Annotated in this window: 21 protein-coding genes; 14 read left to right on the forward strand and 7 right to left on the reverse strand. The window is 30.1% G+C overall.

Features of this window, described 5'->3' with window-relative positions:
- Positions 1-13 precede the first annotated feature (13 nt).
- Positions 14-577: a regulatory protein RecX gene (locus ACTT9X_RS02425; protein WP_440934107.1), complete on the forward strand. Its 564-nt coding sequence runs from the start codon at positions 14-16 to the stop codon at positions 575-577.
- Here ACTT9X_RS02425 and ACTT9X_RS02430 read toward each other — a convergent pair.
- Genes ACTT9X_RS02430 through ACTT9X_RS02440 form a run of 3 tightly spaced genes read right to left on the reverse strand, consistent with a single transcriptional unit; the run spans position 569 to position 1,649 of the window.
- Entirely contained in the window at positions 569-712 is a 144-nt protein-coding gene (locus ACTT9X_RS02430) for a hypothetical protein (protein WP_440934108.1), read from the reverse strand. The two genes, ACTT9X_RS02425 and ACTT9X_RS02430, sit on opposite strands and share 9 nt — an antisense overlap.
- Positions 712-1,476 carry a 3'(2'),5'-bisphosphate nucleotidase CysQ family protein gene (locus ACTT9X_RS02435; protein ID WP_440934109.1) on the reverse strand — a complete coding sequence of 255 codons (765 nt, stop codon included), beginning with the start codon at positions 1,474-1,476 and terminating at the stop codon, positions 712-714. The genes ACTT9X_RS02430 and ACTT9X_RS02435 overlap by 1 nt, the downstream gene beginning before the upstream one ends.
- Positions 1,477-1,478: 2 nt before the next feature.
- Complete coding sequence (locus tag ACTT9X_RS02440; RefSeq protein ID WP_440934110.1) at positions 1,479-1,649, reverse strand: DUF3553 domain-containing protein; 171 nt, start codon at positions 1,647-1,649, stop codon at positions 1,479-1,481.
- Between the two features lie 41 nt (positions 1,650-1,690).
- On the opposite strand from ACTT9X_RS02440, the gene mnmA reads away from it, so the two are divergent.
- Complete coding sequence (mnmA, locus tag ACTT9X_RS02445) at positions 1,691-2,809, forward strand: tRNA 2-thiouridine(34) synthase MnmA (protein WP_440934111.1); 1,119 nt, start codon at positions 1,691-1,693, stop codon at positions 2,807-2,809.
- Here the strand turns inward: mnmA and ACTT9X_RS02450 are convergent.
- Positions 2,773-3,861: a hypothetical protein gene (locus ACTT9X_RS02450; RefSeq protein ID WP_440934112.1), complete on the reverse strand. Its 1,089-nt coding sequence runs from the start codon at positions 3,859-3,861 to the stop codon at positions 2,773-2,775. The genes mnmA and ACTT9X_RS02450 overlap by 37 nt on opposite strands.
- Before the next feature lie 171 nt (positions 3,862-4,032).
- Between ACTT9X_RS02450 and ACTT9X_RS02455 the strand changes: the two genes are divergently transcribed.
- The 11 genes from ACTT9X_RS02455 (at position 4,033) to ACTT9X_RS02505 (ending at position 14,232) form a co-directional block, all read left to right on the forward strand.
- The gene (locus ACTT9X_RS02455) at positions 4,033-5,211 is read left to right on the forward strand and encodes a trans-sulfuration enzyme family protein (RefSeq protein WP_440934113.1); all 1,179 of its coding nucleotides are present in this window, start codon (positions 4,033-4,035) and stop codon (positions 5,209-5,211) included.
- Entirely contained in the window at positions 5,208-6,428 is a 1,221-nt protein-coding gene (locus ACTT9X_RS02460) for an MFS transporter (protein WP_440934114.1), read from the forward strand. The genes ACTT9X_RS02455 and ACTT9X_RS02460 overlap by 4 nt, the downstream gene beginning before the upstream one ends.
- On the forward strand, positions 6,406-7,620 hold the full coding sequence (locus ACTT9X_RS02465; protein ID WP_440934115.1) for a chorismate-binding protein: 1,215 nt from the start codon (positions 6,406-6,408) through the stop codon (positions 7,618-7,620). The genes ACTT9X_RS02460 and ACTT9X_RS02465 overlap by 23 nt, the downstream gene beginning before the upstream one ends.
- Complete coding sequence (locus tag ACTT9X_RS02470) at positions 7,617-8,174, forward strand: aminodeoxychorismate/anthranilate synthase component II (RefSeq protein WP_440934116.1); 558 nt, start codon at positions 7,617-7,619, stop codon at positions 8,172-8,174. The genes ACTT9X_RS02465 and ACTT9X_RS02470 overlap by 4 nt, the downstream gene beginning before the upstream one ends.
- The gene (locus ACTT9X_RS02475) at positions 8,137-8,880 is read left to right on the forward strand and encodes an aminotransferase class IV (protein ID WP_440934117.1); all 744 of its coding nucleotides are present in this window, start codon (positions 8,137-8,139) and stop codon (positions 8,878-8,880) included. Before ACTT9X_RS02470 ends, ACTT9X_RS02475 begins: the two co-directional genes overlap by 38 nt.
- A 2-nt stretch (positions 8,881-8,882) precedes the next feature.
- Complete coding sequence (locus ACTT9X_RS02480; RefSeq protein ID WP_440934118.1) at positions 8,883-9,278, forward strand: HIT family protein; 396 nt, start codon at positions 8,883-8,885, stop codon at positions 9,276-9,278.
- Positions 9,279-9,392: 114 nt separating this feature from the next.
- On the forward strand, positions 9,393-10,187 hold the full coding sequence (locus ACTT9X_RS02485; protein ID WP_440934119.1) for an adenylyl-sulfate reductase: 795 nt from the start codon (positions 9,393-9,395) through the stop codon (positions 10,185-10,187).
- 31 nt (positions 10,188-10,218) lie between these two features.
- Positions 10,219-10,689 carry an adenylyl-sulfate reductase subunit beta gene (gene aprB, locus ACTT9X_RS02490; RefSeq protein WP_440934120.1) on the forward strand — a complete coding sequence of 157 codons (471 nt, stop codon included), beginning with the start codon at positions 10,219-10,221 and terminating at the stop codon, positions 10,687-10,689.
- Entirely contained in the window at positions 10,689-12,548 is a 1,860-nt protein-coding gene (aprA, locus tag ACTT9X_RS02495; RefSeq protein ID WP_440934121.1) for an adenylyl-sulfate reductase subunit alpha, read from the forward strand. The genes aprB and aprA overlap by 1 nt, the downstream gene beginning before the upstream one ends.
- A 21-nt stretch (positions 12,549-12,569) precedes the next feature.
- Positions 12,570-12,920 (forward strand): hypothetical protein, encoded by a 351-nt coding sequence (locus tag ACTT9X_RS02500; RefSeq protein ID WP_440934122.1) that lies wholly within the window; start codon positions 12,570-12,572, stop codon positions 12,918-12,920.
- Positions 12,921-13,152: 232 nt separating this feature from the next.
- Entirely contained in the window at positions 13,153-14,232 is a 1,080-nt protein-coding gene (locus ACTT9X_RS02505; protein ID WP_440934123.1) for a TSUP family transporter, read from the forward strand.
- Here the strand turns inward: ACTT9X_RS02505 and ACTT9X_RS02510 are convergent.
- From ACTT9X_RS02510 to ACTT9X_RS02520, 3 genes are read right to left on the reverse strand one after another with little or no spacing between them, the layout of a single operon-like run.
- Entirely contained in the window at positions 14,229-15,296 is a 1,068-nt protein-coding gene (locus ACTT9X_RS02510; RefSeq protein ID WP_440934124.1) for a YeiH family protein, read from the reverse strand. The two genes, ACTT9X_RS02505 and ACTT9X_RS02510, sit on opposite strands and share 4 nt — an antisense overlap.
- A gap of 15 nt (positions 15,297-15,311) precedes the next feature.
- Positions 15,312-16,478: a UxaA family hydrolase gene (locus ACTT9X_RS02515; protein WP_440934125.1), complete on the reverse strand. Its 1,167-nt coding sequence runs from the start codon at positions 16,476-16,478 to the stop codon at positions 15,312-15,314.
- A gap of 4 nt (positions 16,479-16,482) precedes the next feature.
- On the reverse strand, positions 16,483-16,767 hold the full coding sequence (locus ACTT9X_RS02520; protein ID WP_440934126.1) for a UxaA family hydrolase: 285 nt from the start codon (positions 16,765-16,767) through the stop codon (positions 16,483-16,485).
- Positions 16,768-16,878: 111 nt separating this feature from the next.
- Here ACTT9X_RS02520 and xsc point away from each other — a divergent pair, with 111 nt between their 5' ends.
- Positions 16,879-18,663, forward strand: coding sequence for a sulfoacetaldehyde acetyltransferase (gene xsc, locus ACTT9X_RS02525; RefSeq protein ID WP_440934127.1), 1,785 nt, complete (start codon positions 16,879-16,881; stop codon positions 18,661-18,663).
- Positions 18,664-18,672 lie beyond the last annotated feature (9 nt).

An 18,672-nucleotide genomic window follows, 5' to 3' on the forward strand; every position in this document is an offset into this window, starting at 1 on the left:
ATTAAATCTATTAATGATTCCTATAAGAAATAGAAAAAAAACACTTCAACTAACTGTAGATGAGATGCGTAATTTTGCCTATGCTTATGTTGAAAAGTACGCTCCTTCAAAACAACAACTCAAAACTTATTTATTAAAAAAATACATGAAACTATCAGCATCTGATGTGAGAAAAAAAGATGTAAATAAATTGATTGATATTGTTTTGTCTGACTTAGAAAAAAACAGATTTATAAATGATCAATTTTATTCCGAAAGTAAAGCTAAAAGCATGATTCAAAGAGGAAATTCAATTAACAAAATTAGAAATTATTTAATAGGAAAAGGAATAGATGAAACATTTATCAAAGATACAGTTGATAAAATAAAAGAAGACAATTCTGACCAAGATTTTTTTTCTGCAATAAAATTATGTAAAAAGAAAAGAATTGGCCCAGCTAGAGTAGAAGATAACAGAACTTTATTTTATAAAAAAGATATATCTTTGCTTGCAAGAAATGGTTTTGATTTTGAAACATCAAAAAAGGTAATGGATATAAAAAAAGACGAATATCTAAAAATAATAAACCTACTTTGAATTTTTATCTTTTTCTTCTTTTACAAGCTGATTTATTTTATTTCTTATGTAATTTTTTACGAAAACAAACACCAACAACCCAAAAATTGAAACAGCAACAATAATTATTAGTATTATTCTTAATTGATCATCCATTATAAAATATTTTTATTTTTCAAAATTATACTTGGATTTTTTAAATTTTTTTTACCATATAAAATTTCATTTCCTTCAAAATCTGTTACATTCCCACCTGCATGTTCCAAAATTGCATGACCAGCTGCTATATCCCATTCATATGCCCTAGGTTCAGCAACATAACCATCATATTCACCAGCAGCAACGACACAGAATTTCAAAGAACTTTTCATTCTAATGTTTTCTTTTACCCCTAAATCATCATAAATCTTTTGAATTTCAGGTTTTATTTTATTTGAGTATGAAATAAATTTTAAATTTTCTGACTTATTAAAAGGCTTATTGCTTAAGTTAATTGTTTTACCATCACTAAATTCAAATGAATTGCCTTTTTCATATGAGTAAAACATCCTTTTTTTTGCAGGAGCATTTATTAATCCTGCAACTGGTCTATTGTTAATTATTAAACCAGCATTAATTGTAAATTCTTCTAATCCATTAATATAGTCATAAGTTCCATCTATTGGATCAATGAGCCAGAAATTCTTTAAATTTTTAATAGCCTTATTATCAGATGTCTCTTCAGATATTATAGGTAAATCAGGAGTAACTTTAGAAATTTTGTTTGATATAAATTTGTTTACTTCCAGATCACCATTACTTACTGGTGTATTATCTGATTTTATTTTTTTAACCAAACCTTCTTTTCTTAATTGAATTGCCAAATCTCCTGCCTCTAAAAAATTTTCAACTAAACTTTCTACAATCTCTTTAAATTTCACCTTTATTTTCCAAGTTTTTTAAGTTCTACGTTTTTTGCGTTAATCACTTTTTTTCCAGCATTTTCAAAATTAACTGTCACTTTGTCGTTAATTATAGATTGTACTTGCCCAATACCCCATTCTATATGTTGAGGATTAGTGACTTTGTCACCTGGTTCATAATCTAAAATCATTTATTTTAACTTATATTGTAAATAAGTATAAATATCACCCAATGAATAAAAATTTAAATTCTATCGGTTTGAATAAAAAACCATCAGATACTACTGTAGTTGTTGCAATGTCGGGGGGAGTAGACTCCTCTACTGTTGCAGGTATTATGAAAAAAGAGGGTTATAAAGTAATTGGAATTACCTTAAAACTTTATGACGCTGGTAAAGAGGTAGCAGTATCAAAACAGTGTTGCTCAGGTCAAGATATAATGGACGCAAAACGTGTCGCTCATAAACTAGGTATAGAGCATAAAATTTTATATTACCAAGATAAGTTTAAACAAGGCGTTATAAATAATTTTGTTGAGAGTTATTTAAAAGGTGAAACTCCAATTCCGTGTGTTCAATGCAATCAAACTGTTAAGTTTAAAGATTTGTTTGAAGTTTCGAAAGAACTTAAAGCGGATGCGTTAGTAACTGGACATTATGTAAAAAGTGTTACAGAAAATAAAACTACAAACATGTATAGAGCTATTGATGAAAATAGAGACCAAAGTTATTTTTTATTTAATACAACTAGAGAACAACTAAATTATTTAAGATTCCCATTAGGTGGAATGATGAAAGACAAGACAAGAGAAATTGCAAAAAATTTAGATTTAAACGTTGCAGATAAACCTGATAGTCAAGACATTTGTTTTGTTCCAAATGGTGATTATGCTTCTGTAATACAAAAGTTTAGGCCCGACTCTTTTCAGAAAGGAAACATAAAAAATTTAAATGGTGATATAATTGGTGTTCATGATGGAATTATAAATTTTACCATTGGACAACGTAAAGGCATTAAAGTTTCAGATAAAGAGGCCCTTTATGTATTAAAGATTAATTCTGATAAAAATGAAATAATAGTTGGATCTAAAGAGATGCTTGGAAAAAAGGTAATAAATTTAAAGGAAATAAATTTATTAACTAATATGGAAGATTTACAGCAAAATGTCTTGGTAAAAGTTAGATCAACCGGCACTCTATTAAAAGCAAAAGTTGATTTATTAAACGATGGTAAAGCAATTGTTAATTTATTTGATTCAGAAGATGGAATTTCACCTGGTCAGGCATGTGTATTTTATAATAAGGATGAGTTTGGTTATAAAGTTTTAGGCGGCGGATGGATTGAAATTTGATTTTTTTTTATCATTATAAAAGTTAAAAAATAAAAAAAAAGTAAAAATGTAAAAAAATTCCACTCAAATATATTCTCAAAATTTGTTTCAGTAACTCTAATTATATAAATGGCAAATACGGACAACACACTAACAATTGTTATAAAATAAATTTTTAATTTAAGAATTTTTAGATTAAAAAAATTAAATGTTATTTCTTTTATTTTATAAAGTCTTAAGGTAAGAATTATTTGAGCTAAAATTTCAAAAAATATAAAAAAAACTATAAAAAATGATTTTATTTTATTAAACAATTGAGTTTCAAATATCACTCCTAAAAAAAATATATGAAAAAACAAAGAAACTGCTGATATTAAACCAAAAAAATAAAATAGTTCTGTTCTTTTATTTTTTTCTATTAAATTAAAAATCGTATTAAATTTTCCCCAATATAAAAACAAAGTAATAGATAAAGCAAACATTAAAGTTTTAAAAAAATAGTTAACAGGATATCTTTTAGCAATGTTGCTTATTGATGTTTCACCATAAAAAAATGGATTTACAGTATTAGATCCAGTTGCTGATATATAATTAATATTTTTTTTGACCTGATTTATTTTTTCAAAAGGATATGGAAAAAATTTGTATAACCAATATATTTCAAAATTTTTAATACAGCTTTTGTTAATTTCTCTAAATATATAAGGCTCAATAGTTATTTTTTGATTTGTTAAACTTTCAAAACTGTTTTTCAAAAGTTGTTCAATATATGCTTCATATCCCCCAGGATATTTTTCATCATTAAGTCTAACTTTAATTCTAAAATGTTTTTTAGAACATTTATCTAATAATGAAATTTTGTTTGGTATTAATATATTTTTACAAAATTTATTTTTTTTGTCACAAGTAATTTTTAGATGTTTTGAATCTGAGTAAGGGAAATGAGATTTAAAATTAAATGAACTTATTGAATTATGCAGTATTAAACTTCCAATTAATCCTAAAACTCCAGTAACAAATATTATAATGCTGTATATTCGAAGAAGTGATCTATTATTTTCAAAGCCGAGCATTTGACCAGAAATTAAACTATTTCTTTTTATTTTTTCTTTTAGCTCTTCTTTTTTTGGAGCCCTGCTTTCTTCGGCCCCTATGTTTTTTTGGGTAACTCATTTAGTTCCATTTAATTTTATTGACGTTTTTATTGGGATATAGCATTGTCTTAATAACATATCAAATTTATTATGGGCAATTCTTTAAAGACTTTCCTTAAACATACTGCTAAAGATTTTCATAATCAGTCAGTAAATCCTCCTGTTGTTCGAGCCTCAACTATTATTTTTAAATCATTACAGGAAATTAAAAAAACACAAAACAGGTATTTAAAAGATCCAGTTAGTGGAAATTTTGATTATGGCAGACAAGGTACCCCAACCACTTATGCACTTCAACAAATTTTAAAGACAATAGAAGACTGCTATAAGGTATACTTAACCCCAACAGGGTTTGGTTCTATTTTTTTAGCGGTGATGAGCGTTGTAAAGCCAGAAGATGAAATATTAGTAACAGACTCTGTATACTCTCCTTCAAGACTTCTTACAGAAAAATATTTAAAAAAATTTAATATTAAAGCTGTATTTTATAATCCAAGTGATTTAAATGATTTAAAATCTAAAATTACAAATAAAACCAAACTTATTTTTGTAGAAAATCCTGGGAGCAACACTTTTGAATTCCAAGATTTATCTAAAATATTACAATTAGCAAAAAAAAATAAAATTTATACAGCAATAGATAATACATGGGGAACACCTTACTTTTTAAAACCAATTAAATTAGGTTTTGACATGTCAATTGTATCTGCAACAAAGTATTATTCTGGCCATTCTGACGTAATGGGTGGTAGTTTAGCTATTAATAAACGTGTTTTTAATTTAGTTGAATCAACAAATAAAGTTTCGGGATTAAGATTAGGTCCAGATGACGCATATTTAATTTTAAGAGGTATTCGAACATTAGATATAAGATTAGAAAAACATCAAGAAAATGCACTAAAAGTTTCAAAGTTTTTATCAAAACAGAAAAAAATAATTAAGGTTTTTTATCCCTATAAAAAAGGTAGTCAAAATTATAAGTTATGGAAAAAATATTATTCCGGAGCTTCTGGTTTACTGGGATTTAAAATTAAATCAAAAAATAAAAACTCAGTTTTGAAATTTATTAATTCTTTAAAACTTTTTGGGTATGGATTTAGTTGGGGAGGTTTTGAAAGCTTAGCTCTTTATCAAACACACCAAGCACTAGGTAAGAGACAATTTACACGTATAAATAAGGATGAACATATAATAAGGATGCATATCGGACTTGAAGATCCTAAAGAGTTAATAAATGATATAAAACAAGCATTAAAGTTTTTAAAATGAGTTCAGAAAGTTTTACTATAAGTAAAAAAGCACTAATTACTTTAATTGCAGCATCTATAGTTGTAATTATTTCTTTAGGAATAAGACAGACCTTTGGTTTGTTTTATTTTGATTTTAATACTGATTTAGATATTTCAATCTCCCATTTTGGATTTGTTATGGGATTGCAGTTATTACTCTGGGGAGTGTTTAGTCCCTTGTTTGGTGTAATTACTGATAAATATGGAGGGGCAGTTGCAATCTTTATTGGTTTTATTTTTTATTTAGTTGGAGTTTTGTTTTTTTATTCTGGCTATAATACTGGAGGTTATTTTACTTTAACTATAGGAGTGATGATTGGAATTGGCTTAGGCTCCACTGCAATCGGTATCCCAGTATCAGTAGTTGCTAAACATTTTCCTGCATCCAATAGAACTATTGCAACAGGAATTGTTACATGTGCAGGTTCATTTGGATATTTTGTATCACCTTTACTTGTAAGATATTCTTTAGTTGAAACAGGCTGGGAGAATACTCTTTTATATTTTTCTCTTCTTTTAGGAATAGGATTAGTGGTAGCTTTGTTTATTAGCACACCAAAAATACCTGTAGGAGTTAACCAAGATAATAATCAAACAGTAAGGGAGGCTCTAAAAGAGGCATTTGCAAACAAAAGTTTTATTTATCTCACTTTAGGTTTTTTTGTTTGTGGTTGGCACATTGCTTTAGTAGCAACACACATTCCTACTTATATGGCAGATAAAGGTTTGCCTGACTGGACCCCTGCAATGGTTTTAGCTTTGATTGGTGTATTTAATATGGCTGGTACTATTACAAGCGGTTATTTAGCAACAAGGTATAGTAAGAAAAAAATTTTAAGTGCCATTTATCTATTAAGAGGAGTTTCTATAATTTATTTTATTTTCTTACCACCAAGTATTTTTAATTCAGTAGTTTTTGGAGTTACTTTTGGTTTTTTATGGCTATCAACAGTTCCTCCTACAAATGGAATTGTTGCGCACATATTTGGTACAAAATATGTTGGACTTTTATATGGAATAGTTTTTGTAAGCCATCAAATTGGTTCTTTCCTAGGGGCATATCTAGGTGGTGTATTCTATGAATTAAATGGAAATTTTGATTATGCATGGTACGGATCTATCGCATTATCAATTTTTGCAGGTCTGATACATTTACCTATAGTAGAGAAAGCAATTGAAAGAACTCAACCAGCATAAATTTAAATTTAATTATTATTTAGAGGATCTGTATCAATCAGATAAACCTCTAATAATTTACAAAGTAGAAGAAGGGTATAATATTTATACAGATTTTTCAAAAAAGATTATTTTAACAAAAAAAAATATACATAAATTTCTAAATTCTTTTGAGAAAAAAAAATACAAAAAAGAAACAGATTTATATCTTGGTTTTTTTGGTTATGAGATTTTATGCAATTTAATTGGTATTAATTTAAAAAAGAAAAAAAGGATAAATTTTTATAAAGGAATTTTTTATAAACCTGAGACTATAATTAAAATAAGAAAAGATATTAAAGTTATATCTAATATTAAAAAACATAAATTCAATTATCAATTTAACAAAACCCAAATACTAAGTCCTTTTAAAATTAATATTTCTTACAAAAAATATAAAAAAATATTTGAATTATTTTCAAAAAAAATAAGAGAAGGTGAGACTTATCAAATTAAAATTTGCACAAAATATAAGAATAAATCATTAATTAATCCGGTTAATTTTTTTTGGAAATTAATGCGTGTTAATGCTTCTCCAGAGTCATTTATGATAAAAGATAAGGATTACTCAATAGTAAGTTGCTCTCCCGAAACATTAATTGATAAGATAAAAAACAAAATAATTACTAAACCAATAGCCGGTACATTTAAGAAAAAATTATTATCCAATAAAAATGTGGCTCTTAAATATTTTAAAAATAATGAGAAAGAAACCAAAGAACACAACATGATAGTTGATATGGAAAGAAGTGATTTATCAAAAATTTGTAAACCTGGAAGTGTTAAAATTATTAAAAAAAAATACGTTGAGGAATATAAGCATCTTTTTCATTATGTTACTTCGATAGGTGGAATAATAAATAAAAATATAAAATTGATTGATATCATCAAGGCAATGATGCCAGGAGGATCTGTAATTGGCTGCCCCAAAATTAGAACTTTAGAACTTTTAAATAACCAAGAAAAAGAAAGTAGGAATATTTTTACAGGAAGTTTTGGATTTATTAAATTTAATCAAGATATGAAATTTAATATTATAATTAGATCTATATTAAATTATAAAAATCAATCGGAGATTTCTGCTGCATCTGGAGTTGTACTAGATAGTTCACCAAAGAAAGAGTTTAATGAAAATTTTATTAAAGCAAAATCTTTACTGGAGTTATTTAAATGATTTACATAATTGATCATCAAGACTCTTTTACCTGGAATGTTGTTCATCAATTTGCAAAATTTGATAAAGTAATTTGCTCAAACTATTATGAAGTAAATGTTAAATTACTTGATAAAAGTGATGTGATCGTTTTATCACCAGGACCTGGATCACCAAAGGATTATTCTACCACTTCAAAAATTTATAAAAAATACAAAGGGAAAAAAAAAATTATTGGCATTTGTCTAGGTTATCAAATGATTTTACATAATGAAGGTGGCAAAATCATACAGCAAAAAAAAATTTATCATGGCTTTCAATCCAAAATAAAAACAAATAATCAAAGTAAAATTTTTAAAAAAAATCAACAGTTCAAAGTTGGAAGATATCATTCATTAAAATTAATGGAGCCATTTAAATCGAATTCAATTAAAATAACTATGAGATGTAGTAAAACAAAAATACCAATGGGTCTTGAAGACAATCAAAACAAAATATATGGATTTCAATTTCATCCAGAATCTTTTTTAACAGAAAATGGTAACACTCTTATTAAAAAAATCTTATCAGCTTAGTAATCTTAAAGAAGTTACTTTCAAAGATCTTTGGGGATCTCGAGGAGTATTTACTACAATGAGAATGATTGGAAAACCTCCTAAGTTAATACTTTTAAAACCACATCTAGAAAATTTAATAAAATCTTCAAAAAAATATGGAATAAGAAAAAAAAATTTAAAAAATATTGTTAAAGATTTAATAGACAAAAATAATTTATACAAAAGTCCTGACACTTTATTTCGTATAGCGTTAAATAAAAAATTAATATCAGTCTCAATCAGAAAAAGACCAAAACCAAAAAGCAATTTTAGTCTATTATTATTTAAATATAAAAGAGTAGAGCCAAATTATAAAAATCTTTATTATAAAAAAATATTAGCAAAATTAAGCAAAGTTGACTCAACTAAATTTGATATTGCTCTAGTCGCCAATGATAAAATTTTAGAAACTGGTACTTCAAATTTAGTTTTTGTGAAAAATGGAAAGATTTTTTCTCCTAAAAAAAATTGTTATTTTGGAAATACACTTAAATTTATAAGCAAGAAAATTAAAATTAATTTTAAAGATATTTCTATTAAATCAATTGATGATTATGATGAAATAATTCTTATTGGATCTGGTAAAGGAGTAACATCAGTTTCAAAAATAAATGATCTTAAATGGAAGAGAAGAAAGACTGTTTGCTACACTAAGTTAAATAAAATATATAGTTCTCTTGTTTAAATATGAAAGATCCAAACAATCCTTGTATATTTTGTAAAATCAGAAAAGAAGAGCTTCAGTTTGAAAACCAATTGGCTTATTCATCCATAGATAGCTATCCAGTTTCAGAATTTCATAGTCTTATCGTTCCTAAAAGACATGTAGAGACATACTTTGAGCTTACTAAAGAAGAAATTCAGGCCTGTAACGATTTAATTTTAAAAACTAAAGAAAAAATTTTAAAAAAAGACTCTAGTGTTAAAGGTTTTAATATAGGCACAAATGCAGGAAAGTCTGCAGGCCAATCAATTATGCATTGTCATATTCATCTAATTCCCAGAAGAGAAGGAGATGTGGAGAATCCGCAAGGAGGTGTTAGGTCTGTGATCCCAAAAAAACAACATTACAAAAGAAAGTAAATATTTTTTTAGTTGTTATTAAAGACAAATTTATCCATAGTTTTTGTTGATATGATGAGTTAACTAGACTAGAAAACTTTAAAATTATTTAAAATAATTTAACATAAGGGTAAAATGCTTGAAACAAATCCATTTTCGTTATTATCAGAAGTAGTTCCTACTGTTGTTATGCAAGGTTTTATAATTGCAATGGTACTTTTAATAGCTATTGGAACAATTATTCAGATGATACATCACAAAAATTTAACTTATTTCTTTAACAATGCGAAAAAAGCAAAATTGCAGGCAACAAGAGAGGTTGGAGCTGCCGAGAAGGCAAAAATTATTGCTAAGACTACTGTTTATGACATTGGAACAACATCAGAATTAGGTTTTGGAAAAAGAAGATTGGCACATGTTCTCGGTATGTATGGAACTATAATCTTTTGGATTGCTTCAACAATGCTAGTGTTTTGTTACACAGGTGTAGATAAAACTTCTTCTACATTGTGGTCAATGCTATGGCATATAGGTGCAATACTTACATGTGTTGGTGGGTTTTGGTTTTGGTTTTTTTTAAGAGTAGATGTTTCTGCTGAAGCACACCCTTGGTATAGAATTATTAAAGCTGATTTGTTTGTTTTAGCATTATTAGCATGTTCAACTTTTGGACTAGCTTGGTCTTACACTCAATTTAATGGTCAAGTGGGTTTGTCATTCTTATTTTTTGCATTGTTTGTAGTTTCAAATTTAGTTTTATTTGGTGGAGTTTATTGGTCAAAATTTGCTCATATGTTCTACAAGCCTGGAGCAGCAATACAAAAAAATTTAGCTGAAGCAGACGGTTCTAGAGATAATTTACCACCTCCTGCAGATGCCCCTGAGCAATTTGGCCTAGGAATAAAAAGAGAAGAGCCAAAACATTATTAATATGATATCAAAAAAGGAAAGAAAATAAATTATGTCAACTTTTGTATATATGACTAGATGTGATGGATGTGGTCACTGCGTAGATATTTGTCCATCTGATATAATGCACATTGATGAAAACATTAGACGTGCGAAAAATATAGAACCTAATTTTTGTTGGGAATGTTATTCATGTGTAAAAGCATGCCCAAATCATGCGATTGACGTAAGAGGTTATGCAGATTTTGCTCCAATGGGACATAGTGTTAGAGTAAGACGTGAAGAAGAAAAAGGAACTATTTCTTGGAAAATTAAATTTAGAAATGGAACAACAAAAGACTTTGTTTCGCCTATAACAACAAAACCATGGGGAAAATTTATTCCTAAACTTGCAGACGGTGAAAAAATTAAACAAGGAGAATTAAACTCACAAAGACTTTACAGTGAACCTGAAGGACTAAACATCGATGGTGAACTCCCTGCAGTTCCAAAAGAGTCTTTTAAAAAAGGAGTTTATTACTAATGGCTAAGCATAAAACTCATTATGAAGACTGCGATGTACTAGTTGTTGGTGGAGGTATGGCTGGTACAGGTGCAACTTTCGAAGCAAGGCACTGGGGCAGAGATATGAAAATTGTTTGTGTTGAAAAAGCAAACATAGATAGAAGTGGGGCAGTGGCTCAAGGTCTTTACGCAATTAACTGTTATATGGGTATGCAGTGGGGCGAAAATCAACCTGAAGATCATGTCAGATACGCAAGAAATGATTTGATGGGAATGGTTAGAGAAGATTTAGGATTTGACATGGCTCGTCATGTAGACTCAACTGTTCATATGTTTGATGAGTGGGGTCTTCCTATGATGAAAAATGAAGAGACCGGAAGATATTTAAGAGAAGGTAAGTGGCAAATAATGATCCACGGTGAAAGTTATAAACCAATTGTTGCAGAAGCAGCAAAAAAATCTGCGGATAAAATTTATAATAGAATTATGATTACTCACCTTTTAATGGATGAGGCTCAAGAGAATAGAGTGGGTGGTGCTGTTGGCTTTAATATGAGAACAGGTGATTTCCATGTATTTAGAGCAAAGGCTGTAATTGTTGCAGCAGGAGGAGCTTCACACATATTTAAGCCTAGAGCTGTTGGAGAAGGTATGGGAAGAACTTGGTATGCTCCTTGGAGTAATGGTTCTGCATACGCATTACCAATCGCAGCTGGTGCTAAAATGACTCAAATGGAAAATAGAATTGTATTATGTAGATTTAAAGATGGATATGGACCTGTTGGAGCTTATTTCTTACATTTAAAAACATATACACAAAATGCAAACGGTGAAAACTACGAGAAGAAATGGTACGACCAGACTAAGGAATTAGTAGGTGAATATATAGATCACCATCCAACACCTACGTGTTTAAGAAATCATGCTTTTATTCAAGAAACAATAGCAGGTGGTGGACCGATCCATATGGTTACTACTGAGGCTTTTCAAGACCCACATTTAGAAACTGTTGGTTGGGAGAATTTCTTAGGAATGACAGTAGGTCAAGCTGTTGTTTGGGCATCTCAAAATATTGACCCGAAATATACAAATCCTGAATTAACAACGTCTGAACCATACGTAATGGGTTCTCATGCTACTTGTTCTGGAGCTTGGGTAAGTGGACCAGAAGATTTGTCTCCACCGGAGTATTTCTGGGGATATAATAGAATGTTAACAATTGATGGATTATTTGGAGCAGGTGATACTGTAGGTGGTAGTGCTCACAAATTTTCTTCAGGCTCATTTACAGAGGGTAGATTAGCAGCAAAAGCAGCAGTAAAATATATTGAAGACAAAAAAGCTGAGGGTTTAAAAGTATCAGATAAACAATGTGAAGATTTCAAAGTTAAAGTTTACAAACCTTTAGAAAATTACACAGTAGCTCAAAATGAGATTACAGGAGGAACTGTATCTCCAAGCTATATCTCACCTATTCAAGGCTTACAACGTTTACAAAGAATAATGGATGAATATGTAGGTGGAATAGCTACAAACTATATGACTAATGCTAATATGCTAAAAAGAGGATTAGAATTGTTAGCTTGGCTTGAGGAAGATCTTGAAAACGTGGGAGCTGAGGATTATCACCAGCTTATGAGGGCATGGGAGCTTAAACACAGAGCTTTGACATCTCAGTGCGTAACAGAACATACTATGTTTAGAGAAGAAACTAGATGGCCTGGATATTACTATAGAGGTGATCATATGAAACTTGATGATGATAATTGGCATTGCTTAACAGTTTCTAGAAGAGATCCAAAAACTGGCAAATTTAGTATGGAAAAAGTTCCTGTTTACCACATAGTGGATGAGAACGAGAAGAAAAAAGCTTCGTAGTAGAAAATCTAATTAAATTATATGGATATTTTATCTAAAACAGATAATGAAATATATGAATTAGCCAAACCTATTTGGGATAATTTGGTTAGATCATCTAATCTCAAAGATTATGGTGGATTTACCAAAGATTTTTCTACTCAAATGCTTTTTGGGGCTAATGAGGTAGAACTTGGAAAACAGTGGGCTAATAACAAGCTAATCACTAATCTTAAAGAGACTTTTGAACCTTTTGGATGCCTTAGAAGAGGAGATCATATAACTGTTTTAATAAAGCAGACAAATAAAGAGATCCCAGGAGAGTTTCTTGGAAGATTAGTTTTAGGAGTTGAGGACGATACAATTAAAGTTTTTGGGGCTACAATCTACTAGGCAAAAAAAATTGCTTAATAATAAATAATTGTTTGACAAATTTCGTTGTGGGTGTATTGACGAATTTAATGTTGCTTTCTAACGTAAAAATTATCAATAAACTCTCAAATTTTAAAACTACATTTATAAAGGCAGGTATTATAGCAAGCTTAACAGCTTACTGGGGAGTGATTTTAGTTGGAACTTTTATCACTTTTAACTAAGTTGTTTTTTAACAACTTTTAAATTTTTTATGGAAGTATTTTTACCGATAGCTCAAGTTTTTGTTAACCCTATCGAGATACTTTTATTAAGTGCGATTGTTGGAGTGCTTTCAGGTTTATTTGGTGTTGGTGGTGGGTTTTTGATGACACCTTTCTTAATTTTTTTAGGAATACCTCCTGCATATGCAGTTGCTAATGAAGCAAATAATATTTTAGCCACATCAGTTTCAGGATCCACCACACATTATTTAAAAAACACTTTAGATTATAAAATGGGATCTATTATTGTTGTTGGTGGTGTAATTGGGACTTCATTAGGTATTTATATTTTTACTTATTTCAAGGGAATTGGAAAAATTGATACTGTTATATCTTTAGCGTACATGTACATACTAGCAATAATTGGAACTTTAATGTTGGTCGAAAGTTTAGGTGAGATAGATAAAGCAAAAAGAAATATTACAGTTAAAAAAAAATTACATGTACATTATTGGATACATGGTCTTCCATTAAGAATGAGATTTCCAAAATCTAAATTATATGAGAGTATTTTTACCCCAATAATAATTGGACTATTAGTTGGTTTTATTGCTGCTATTATGGGAATTGGTGGAGCATTTATTTTAGTCCCAGCGATGATTTATATAATTAAGATGCCTACCAAGTTGGTTCCTGGCACATCTTTATTTGTAACAATCTTTGTAAGCGTGGTTGTTACTTTTCTTCACTCGTTTAATTATGGATCAATAGATTTATTATTAGTTCTAATGCTAGTTGTTGGCTCAATTATAGGAGTTCAAGTTGGGCAGAAATTAGGAGAAAAAATAGACAGTTCTGGTTTACGAGCTTTATTAGCAATTTTGTTATTGATTGTGGGTATAGCTATTGCATACGATACATTTTTTGCAGATCAAATTATTAACGGTTCCGCTAAAGCAACCAGTGCAAATTTAAATATCTTTTCTCAATTTATAATTGATTTTTCAAATGAGATGCCTTTCTTTTACGGATTATTTACAATTATGTTTGCAATAATTTTAGGAGTTGGAGCGGCATTCATAAGAAGATTTATTTCGAATCTTAGAAAAAATTTAGCAGTTAAAACCTAGTTAAAATAAATCAAATATAATTCTATAGTTGTAATACAAACTATTCCGACAGTTGCCATGCCTATAAAACCAACAACAAATGGTTTATAACCCATATTTTTAATTTCTTTTAAGTTAGTAGAAAGACCTATTGCTGCCATTGCCATTGTTAAAAATATTTTTGATGACAATTGAATACCCTCAATTGTAACTAACCATTTGTAATTATTTAAGTACATTAGATCACCTAAATTTCTAATTATTATCATAGCTACAAAACCTAATACAAAGTAAGGAAAAATATCTATTATTGAGTATTTCTTTTCTGTAGTTTTTCCCCGATTATAAAGAAATGCAAATAAAGGGATCATGATAATCAAAAAGGTATTCCTTATTAATTTCGTTACTGTTGCGATATTTAGAGTTTCAGGACTATTAAACTGCTGGTCATAAATTAATCCTGCAGCTGCAACTTGAGAGGTTTCATGAATAGATGTTCCCAGAAATAATCCTATTAATAATGGCTCACTTTCAAAATAAAAGTTTGCAAAATAAGGATAAATAAGCATCGAAAGTATTCCAAACAATGTAATATTAGCAATTGCATACGACACCTCGTTTTTTTTTGCACCAATGACAGGGGCAGTAGCCATAATTGCAGTAGTACCACAAACAGTACTGCCTATAGATATTAGATAAGCCATTCTTGTTGGTATTTTTAATTTTTTAATAAGAAGTTTGATTACAATTAACACACTGATTATACAGATTATAATTAATGGAATTGCTATTGTTCCAAATTCTAAAAATTCAAATGGCTTCAATTGAATACCTAAGCAAATAATACCCAGTTTAAGAATATATTTTTGTGTAAAATCTAGTCCTCTTAAAAAACTTTCTCTTATTTGAAAAACATTTCCGAAAAACATCCCTAATAAAATAGCAATCATTGCAGTAGATATTGGGCTTTTTTCATAGCCTAATAACTCAATACCAAGAATATTATTGAAACCTTGAGATAAAGTGTAAAGAACGAATGCCAATATAATACCCGGTAGTACAACCAGGTATTTCTTAAATTTCATTAAATACTAAATTAATTAAGCACTTCTGTAAAGTTTAGTCATAACAAATTCTTTATGACCTAAAGCTTCAGCACAAGTTAATCTACCGTTAGCTACTCTAAGTGTCGTTTTAATTAATTCATCACCTGCTTCAGATAAATTCATTTCTCTTGAAAGAATTTTTGAAACATCACAATCAATGTGCTCTCCCATACCTTTTACAGTCAATGGATTAGCTGTTAATTTAACAACAGGTTCAATTGGATTTCCAACAATATTACCTTGTCCAGTTGGAAATAAATGAATATTAAAACCAGCAGCAGCTTGAAGTGTTACACATTCAGCAGCAGCAGATGATGTGTCCATAAAATATAAACCTTTTCCCTTAGTTGGTTCCTGAGCTGGTTCAAGAACATCAATAAATTTACAATTTCCAATTTTTTGAAAATTACCAAAAGCTTTTTCCTCAATTGTTGTAAGTCCACCAGCTATATTCCCTGCTGTTGGTTGACTCTCAGAAAGATCGTCTGTTGCTTCTTTTAAAATAAAATCATTATAAGAGCTCCATGTTTTCATAAATTTCTCAGAAGCTTCTTTTGTAGCTCCTCTAGTGGCACAAACTTGTTCTGCACCAGTTAATTCGGATGTTTCACCAAAACACAAGTGAACACCTAATGGTTCAAGTTTATCCATTAAGTTTCCAACAGTTGGGTTTGCAGCTAGTCCCGATGTAGTATCAGACTCTCCACACTTAACTGAGATCCATAAATCACTTAAAGGACACTCTTCTCTTTGTTTTTCTGAAGCCCACATCACAAATTCTTGTGCTTTTTTTGATGCTTTCATTGTCGTACCAATATCTCCTGTACGCTCAATATGAAATCCTTCAACTGGTTTTCCAGTTTTAGCAATTCCATCTACAATTTTTTTTGTCCATTTCGGTTCAATACCAATGACTATTACTGCTGCAACGTTTGGATTACATCCAGTTCCTATCATTGTTCTAAAATGAAGCTCTAAATCTGCACCAAACTGAAGTCTTCCATAAGAATGAGGAAGAGCGATTGTGCCTTTAATATTATTAGCAACTGCCTCTGCACATGCGTTTGAAATATCATCAACTGGCAAAATAATTACATGATTTCTTGTTCCGGCTCTGCCGTTTTCTCTTTTATAACCTAAAAAGCTCTTTGGGACTTCCATACTATTACCACTTCTTTGTTTTTACATTGTGAACGTGAACGTGTTCACCTTTTTTAATAGACTTAACAACTTTGCCAATATCATGACCATATTTTAAAATTGTATCACCCTCATTAAGGTCAACCATAGCGATTTTGTGACCTAAAGGTATTTCGTCTAGGGATTGAATATTTGTTGAACTGTCGTCTTCCATTATCCAGCAGGCACAGTCTTGTTTGGGAGTGATTTTTTCTATAACAACTACTCCCACGTTGTCTATTTTATCATGTATGATTATATCTGTTGCCATATCGTGTCGATTTGTTTGTTTGAAATTCGTAAAAACTTATATATTAATCGCACAAATTAACAAATGAATTTTATAAATAGTGTAATTACACTTTAGAGAGGTTCTAGTTTTATGACTAAAATGACAACAGAGGAAGCTTTTGTAAAAGTTTTACAAATGCATGGTATCGAACATGCATTCGGAATTATCGGTTCAGCCTTTATGCCAATTTCAGATATTTTTCCAGATGCAGGTATTACTTTCTGGGATGTTGCTCATGAAACAAACGGTGGCTTAATTGCTGATGGTTACACCAGAGCTACTGGTAAAATGTCAATGGTTATTGCTCAGAACGGACCTGGAATTACTGGATTAGTTACACCAATCAAAACAGCTTATTGGAATCATACTCCTCTTTTATTAGTTACACCGCAAGCAGCAAACAAGACAATGGGGCAAGGTGGATTTCAAGAAGTAGAGCAAATGAATTTATTCAAAGACATGGTTTGTTATCAAGAAGAAGTAAGAGACCCATCAAGAATGGCTGAAGTACTAAATAGAGTTATAGAAAAAGCAATAAGAGGATCAGCTCCAGCACAAATTAATGTTCCAAGAGATTATTGGTGTCAAGTTATTGATATCGATCTTCCTCCAATTGTAAGACTTGAAAGACAAGGGGGAGGAAATGATGCTGTAGCTAAAGCAGCTGACTTACTATCTAAAGCAAAGTTTCCAGTAATTTTATCAGGAGCAGGTGTCGTTATTGGAGGAGCTATAGAAGCTACAAAAAAACTTGCAGAAAAATTAGATTCACCTGTTTGTTCAGGTTATCAACATAATGACAGTTTCCCAGGGAGCCATCCTTTAGCAGTTGGTCCTTTAGGATATAATGGATCAAAAGCTGCAATGGAATTAATTTCAAAAGCTGACGTAGTGCTAGCTTTGGGAACTAGATTAAATCCATTTTCGACGTTGCCTGGTTATGGAATTGATTATTGGCCAAAAAATGCAAACATCATTCAAGTTGATATTAATCCCGACAGAATTGGTTTGACTAAAAAAGTTACTGTGGGAATAAGCGGTGATGCAAAATTAGTTGCTGAACAAATTTTTGAAAAATTATCTTCAAATGCTGGTGACACTGACAGACAAGCTAGAAAAGACTTAATTCATCAAACTAAATCAGCTTGGTTACAAAAGCTTTCAAGTTTAGATCATGAAGATGATGATGAGGGAACAGTCTGGAACAAAGAAGCAAGAGAAAGAGATGCAGATAGAATGTCACCAAGACAAGCTTGGAGAGCAATTCAAGCAGGAATGCCTGACGATGTAATTATATCAAGTGATATTGGAAACAATTGTGCGATAGGTAATGCTTACCCAACATTTGAAAAACCAAGAAAATATCTAGCACCAGGTTTATTTGGTCCTTGCGGTTATGGTTTCCCATCAATATTAGGAGCAAAAATTGGTTGTCCAAATACTCCTGTTATTGGATTTGCTGGTGATGGTGCTTTTGGAATAAGCATGAACGAAATGAGCTCATGTGCAAGGGAAGAGTGGCCTGCAATAACAATGGTTATTTTCAGAAATTATCAATGGGGTGCGGAAAAAAGAAATACGACACTTTGGTTTGATAATAACTTTGTTGGTACAGAATTAGATCCAGAATTAAGTTATGCTAAAGTTGCTGATGCATGTGGCTTAAAAGGTATAACTGTTAGAACAATGGAAGAAACAACAAATGCAATCAAGCAATCTTGTGAGGATCAGAAGAAAGGTATTACAACATTTATTGAGGTAATTCTTAATCAAGAGCTTGGAGAACCATTTAGAAGAGATGCTATGAAAAAACCAGTAAGAGTAGCTGGCATTAAAAAAGAGGATATGAAAAAGCAGCCTTCTTTAAATTCTTAAAATCTTTTA

The organism is Candidatus Pelagibacter sp. (assembly GCF_052049855.1).
Classification (GTDB): Bacteria; Pseudomonadota; Alphaproteobacteria; order Pelagibacterales; family Pelagibacteraceae; genus Pelagibacter.

Bases quoted from the DNA above. Each gene is read 5' to 3' on its own strand.
- mnmA (WP_440934111.1), top strand. From the start codon at position 1,691: ATGAATAAAAATTTAAATTCTATCGGTTTGAATAAAAAACCATCAGAT.
- ACTT9X_RS02485 (WP_440934119.1), top strand. From the start codon at position 9,393: ATGCTTGAAACAAATCCATTTTCGTTATTATCAGAAGTAGTTCCTACT.
- ACTT9X_RS02520 (WP_440934126.1), bottom strand. From the start codon at position 16,767: ATGGCAACAGATATAATCATACATGATAAAATAGACAACGTGGGAGTA.
- ACTT9X_RS02510 (WP_440934124.1), bottom strand. From the start codon at position 15,296: ATGAAATTTAAGAAATACCTGGTTGTACTACCGGGTATTATATTGGCA.
- ACTT9X_RS02460 (WP_440934114.1), top strand. From the start codon at position 5,208: ATGAGTTCAGAAAGTTTTACTATAAGTAAAAAAGCACTAATTACTTTA.
- ACTT9X_RS02470 (WP_440934116.1), top strand. From the start codon at position 7,617: ATGATTTACATAATTGATCATCAAGACTCTTTTACCTGGAATGTTGTT.
- ACTT9X_RS02440 (WP_440934110.1), bottom strand. From the start codon at position 1,649: ATGATTTTAGATTATGAACCAGGTGACAAAGTCACTAATCCTCAACAT.
- ACTT9X_RS02475 (WP_440934117.1), top strand. From the start codon at position 8,137: ATGGTAACACTCTTATTAAAAAAATCTTATCAGCTTAGTAATCTTAAA.
- ACTT9X_RS02425 (WP_440934107.1), top strand. From the start codon at position 14: ATGATTCCTATAAGAAATAGAAAAAAAACACTTCAACTAACTGTAGAT.
- ACTT9X_RS02430 (WP_440934108.1), bottom strand. From the start codon at position 712: ATGGATGATCAATTAAGAATAATACTAATAATTATTGTTGCTGTTTCA.
- ACTT9X_RS02505 (WP_440934123.1), top strand. From the start codon at position 13,153: ATGGAAGTATTTTTACCGATAGCTCAAGTTTTTGTTAACCCTATCGAG.
- ACTT9X_RS02450 (WP_440934112.1), bottom strand. From the start codon at position 3,861: ATGCTCGGCTTTGAAAATAATAGATCACTTCTTCGAATATACAGCATT.
- aprA (WP_440934121.1), top strand. From the start codon at position 10,689: ATGGCTAAGCATAAAACTCATTATGAAGACTGCGATGTACTAGTTGTT.
- xsc (WP_440934127.1), top strand. From the start codon at position 16,879: ATGACTAAAATGACAACAGAGGAAGCTTTTGTAAAAGTTTTACAAATG.
- aprB (WP_440934120.1), top strand. From the start codon at position 10,219: ATGTCAACTTTTGTATATATGACTAGATGTGATGGATGTGGTCACTGC.
- ACTT9X_RS02515 (WP_440934125.1), bottom strand. From the start codon at position 16,478: ATGGAAGTCCCAAAGAGCTTTTTAGGTTATAAAAGAGAAAACGGCAGA.
- ACTT9X_RS02500 (WP_440934122.1), top strand. From the start codon at position 12,570: ATGGATATTTTATCTAAAACAGATAATGAAATATATGAATTAGCCAAA.
- ACTT9X_RS02480 (WP_440934118.1), top strand. From the start codon at position 8,883: ATGAAAGATCCAAACAATCCTTGTATATTTTGTAAAATCAGAAAAGAA.
- ACTT9X_RS02455 (WP_440934113.1), top strand. From the start codon at position 4,033: ATGGGCAATTCTTTAAAGACTTTCCTTAAACATACTGCTAAAGATTTT.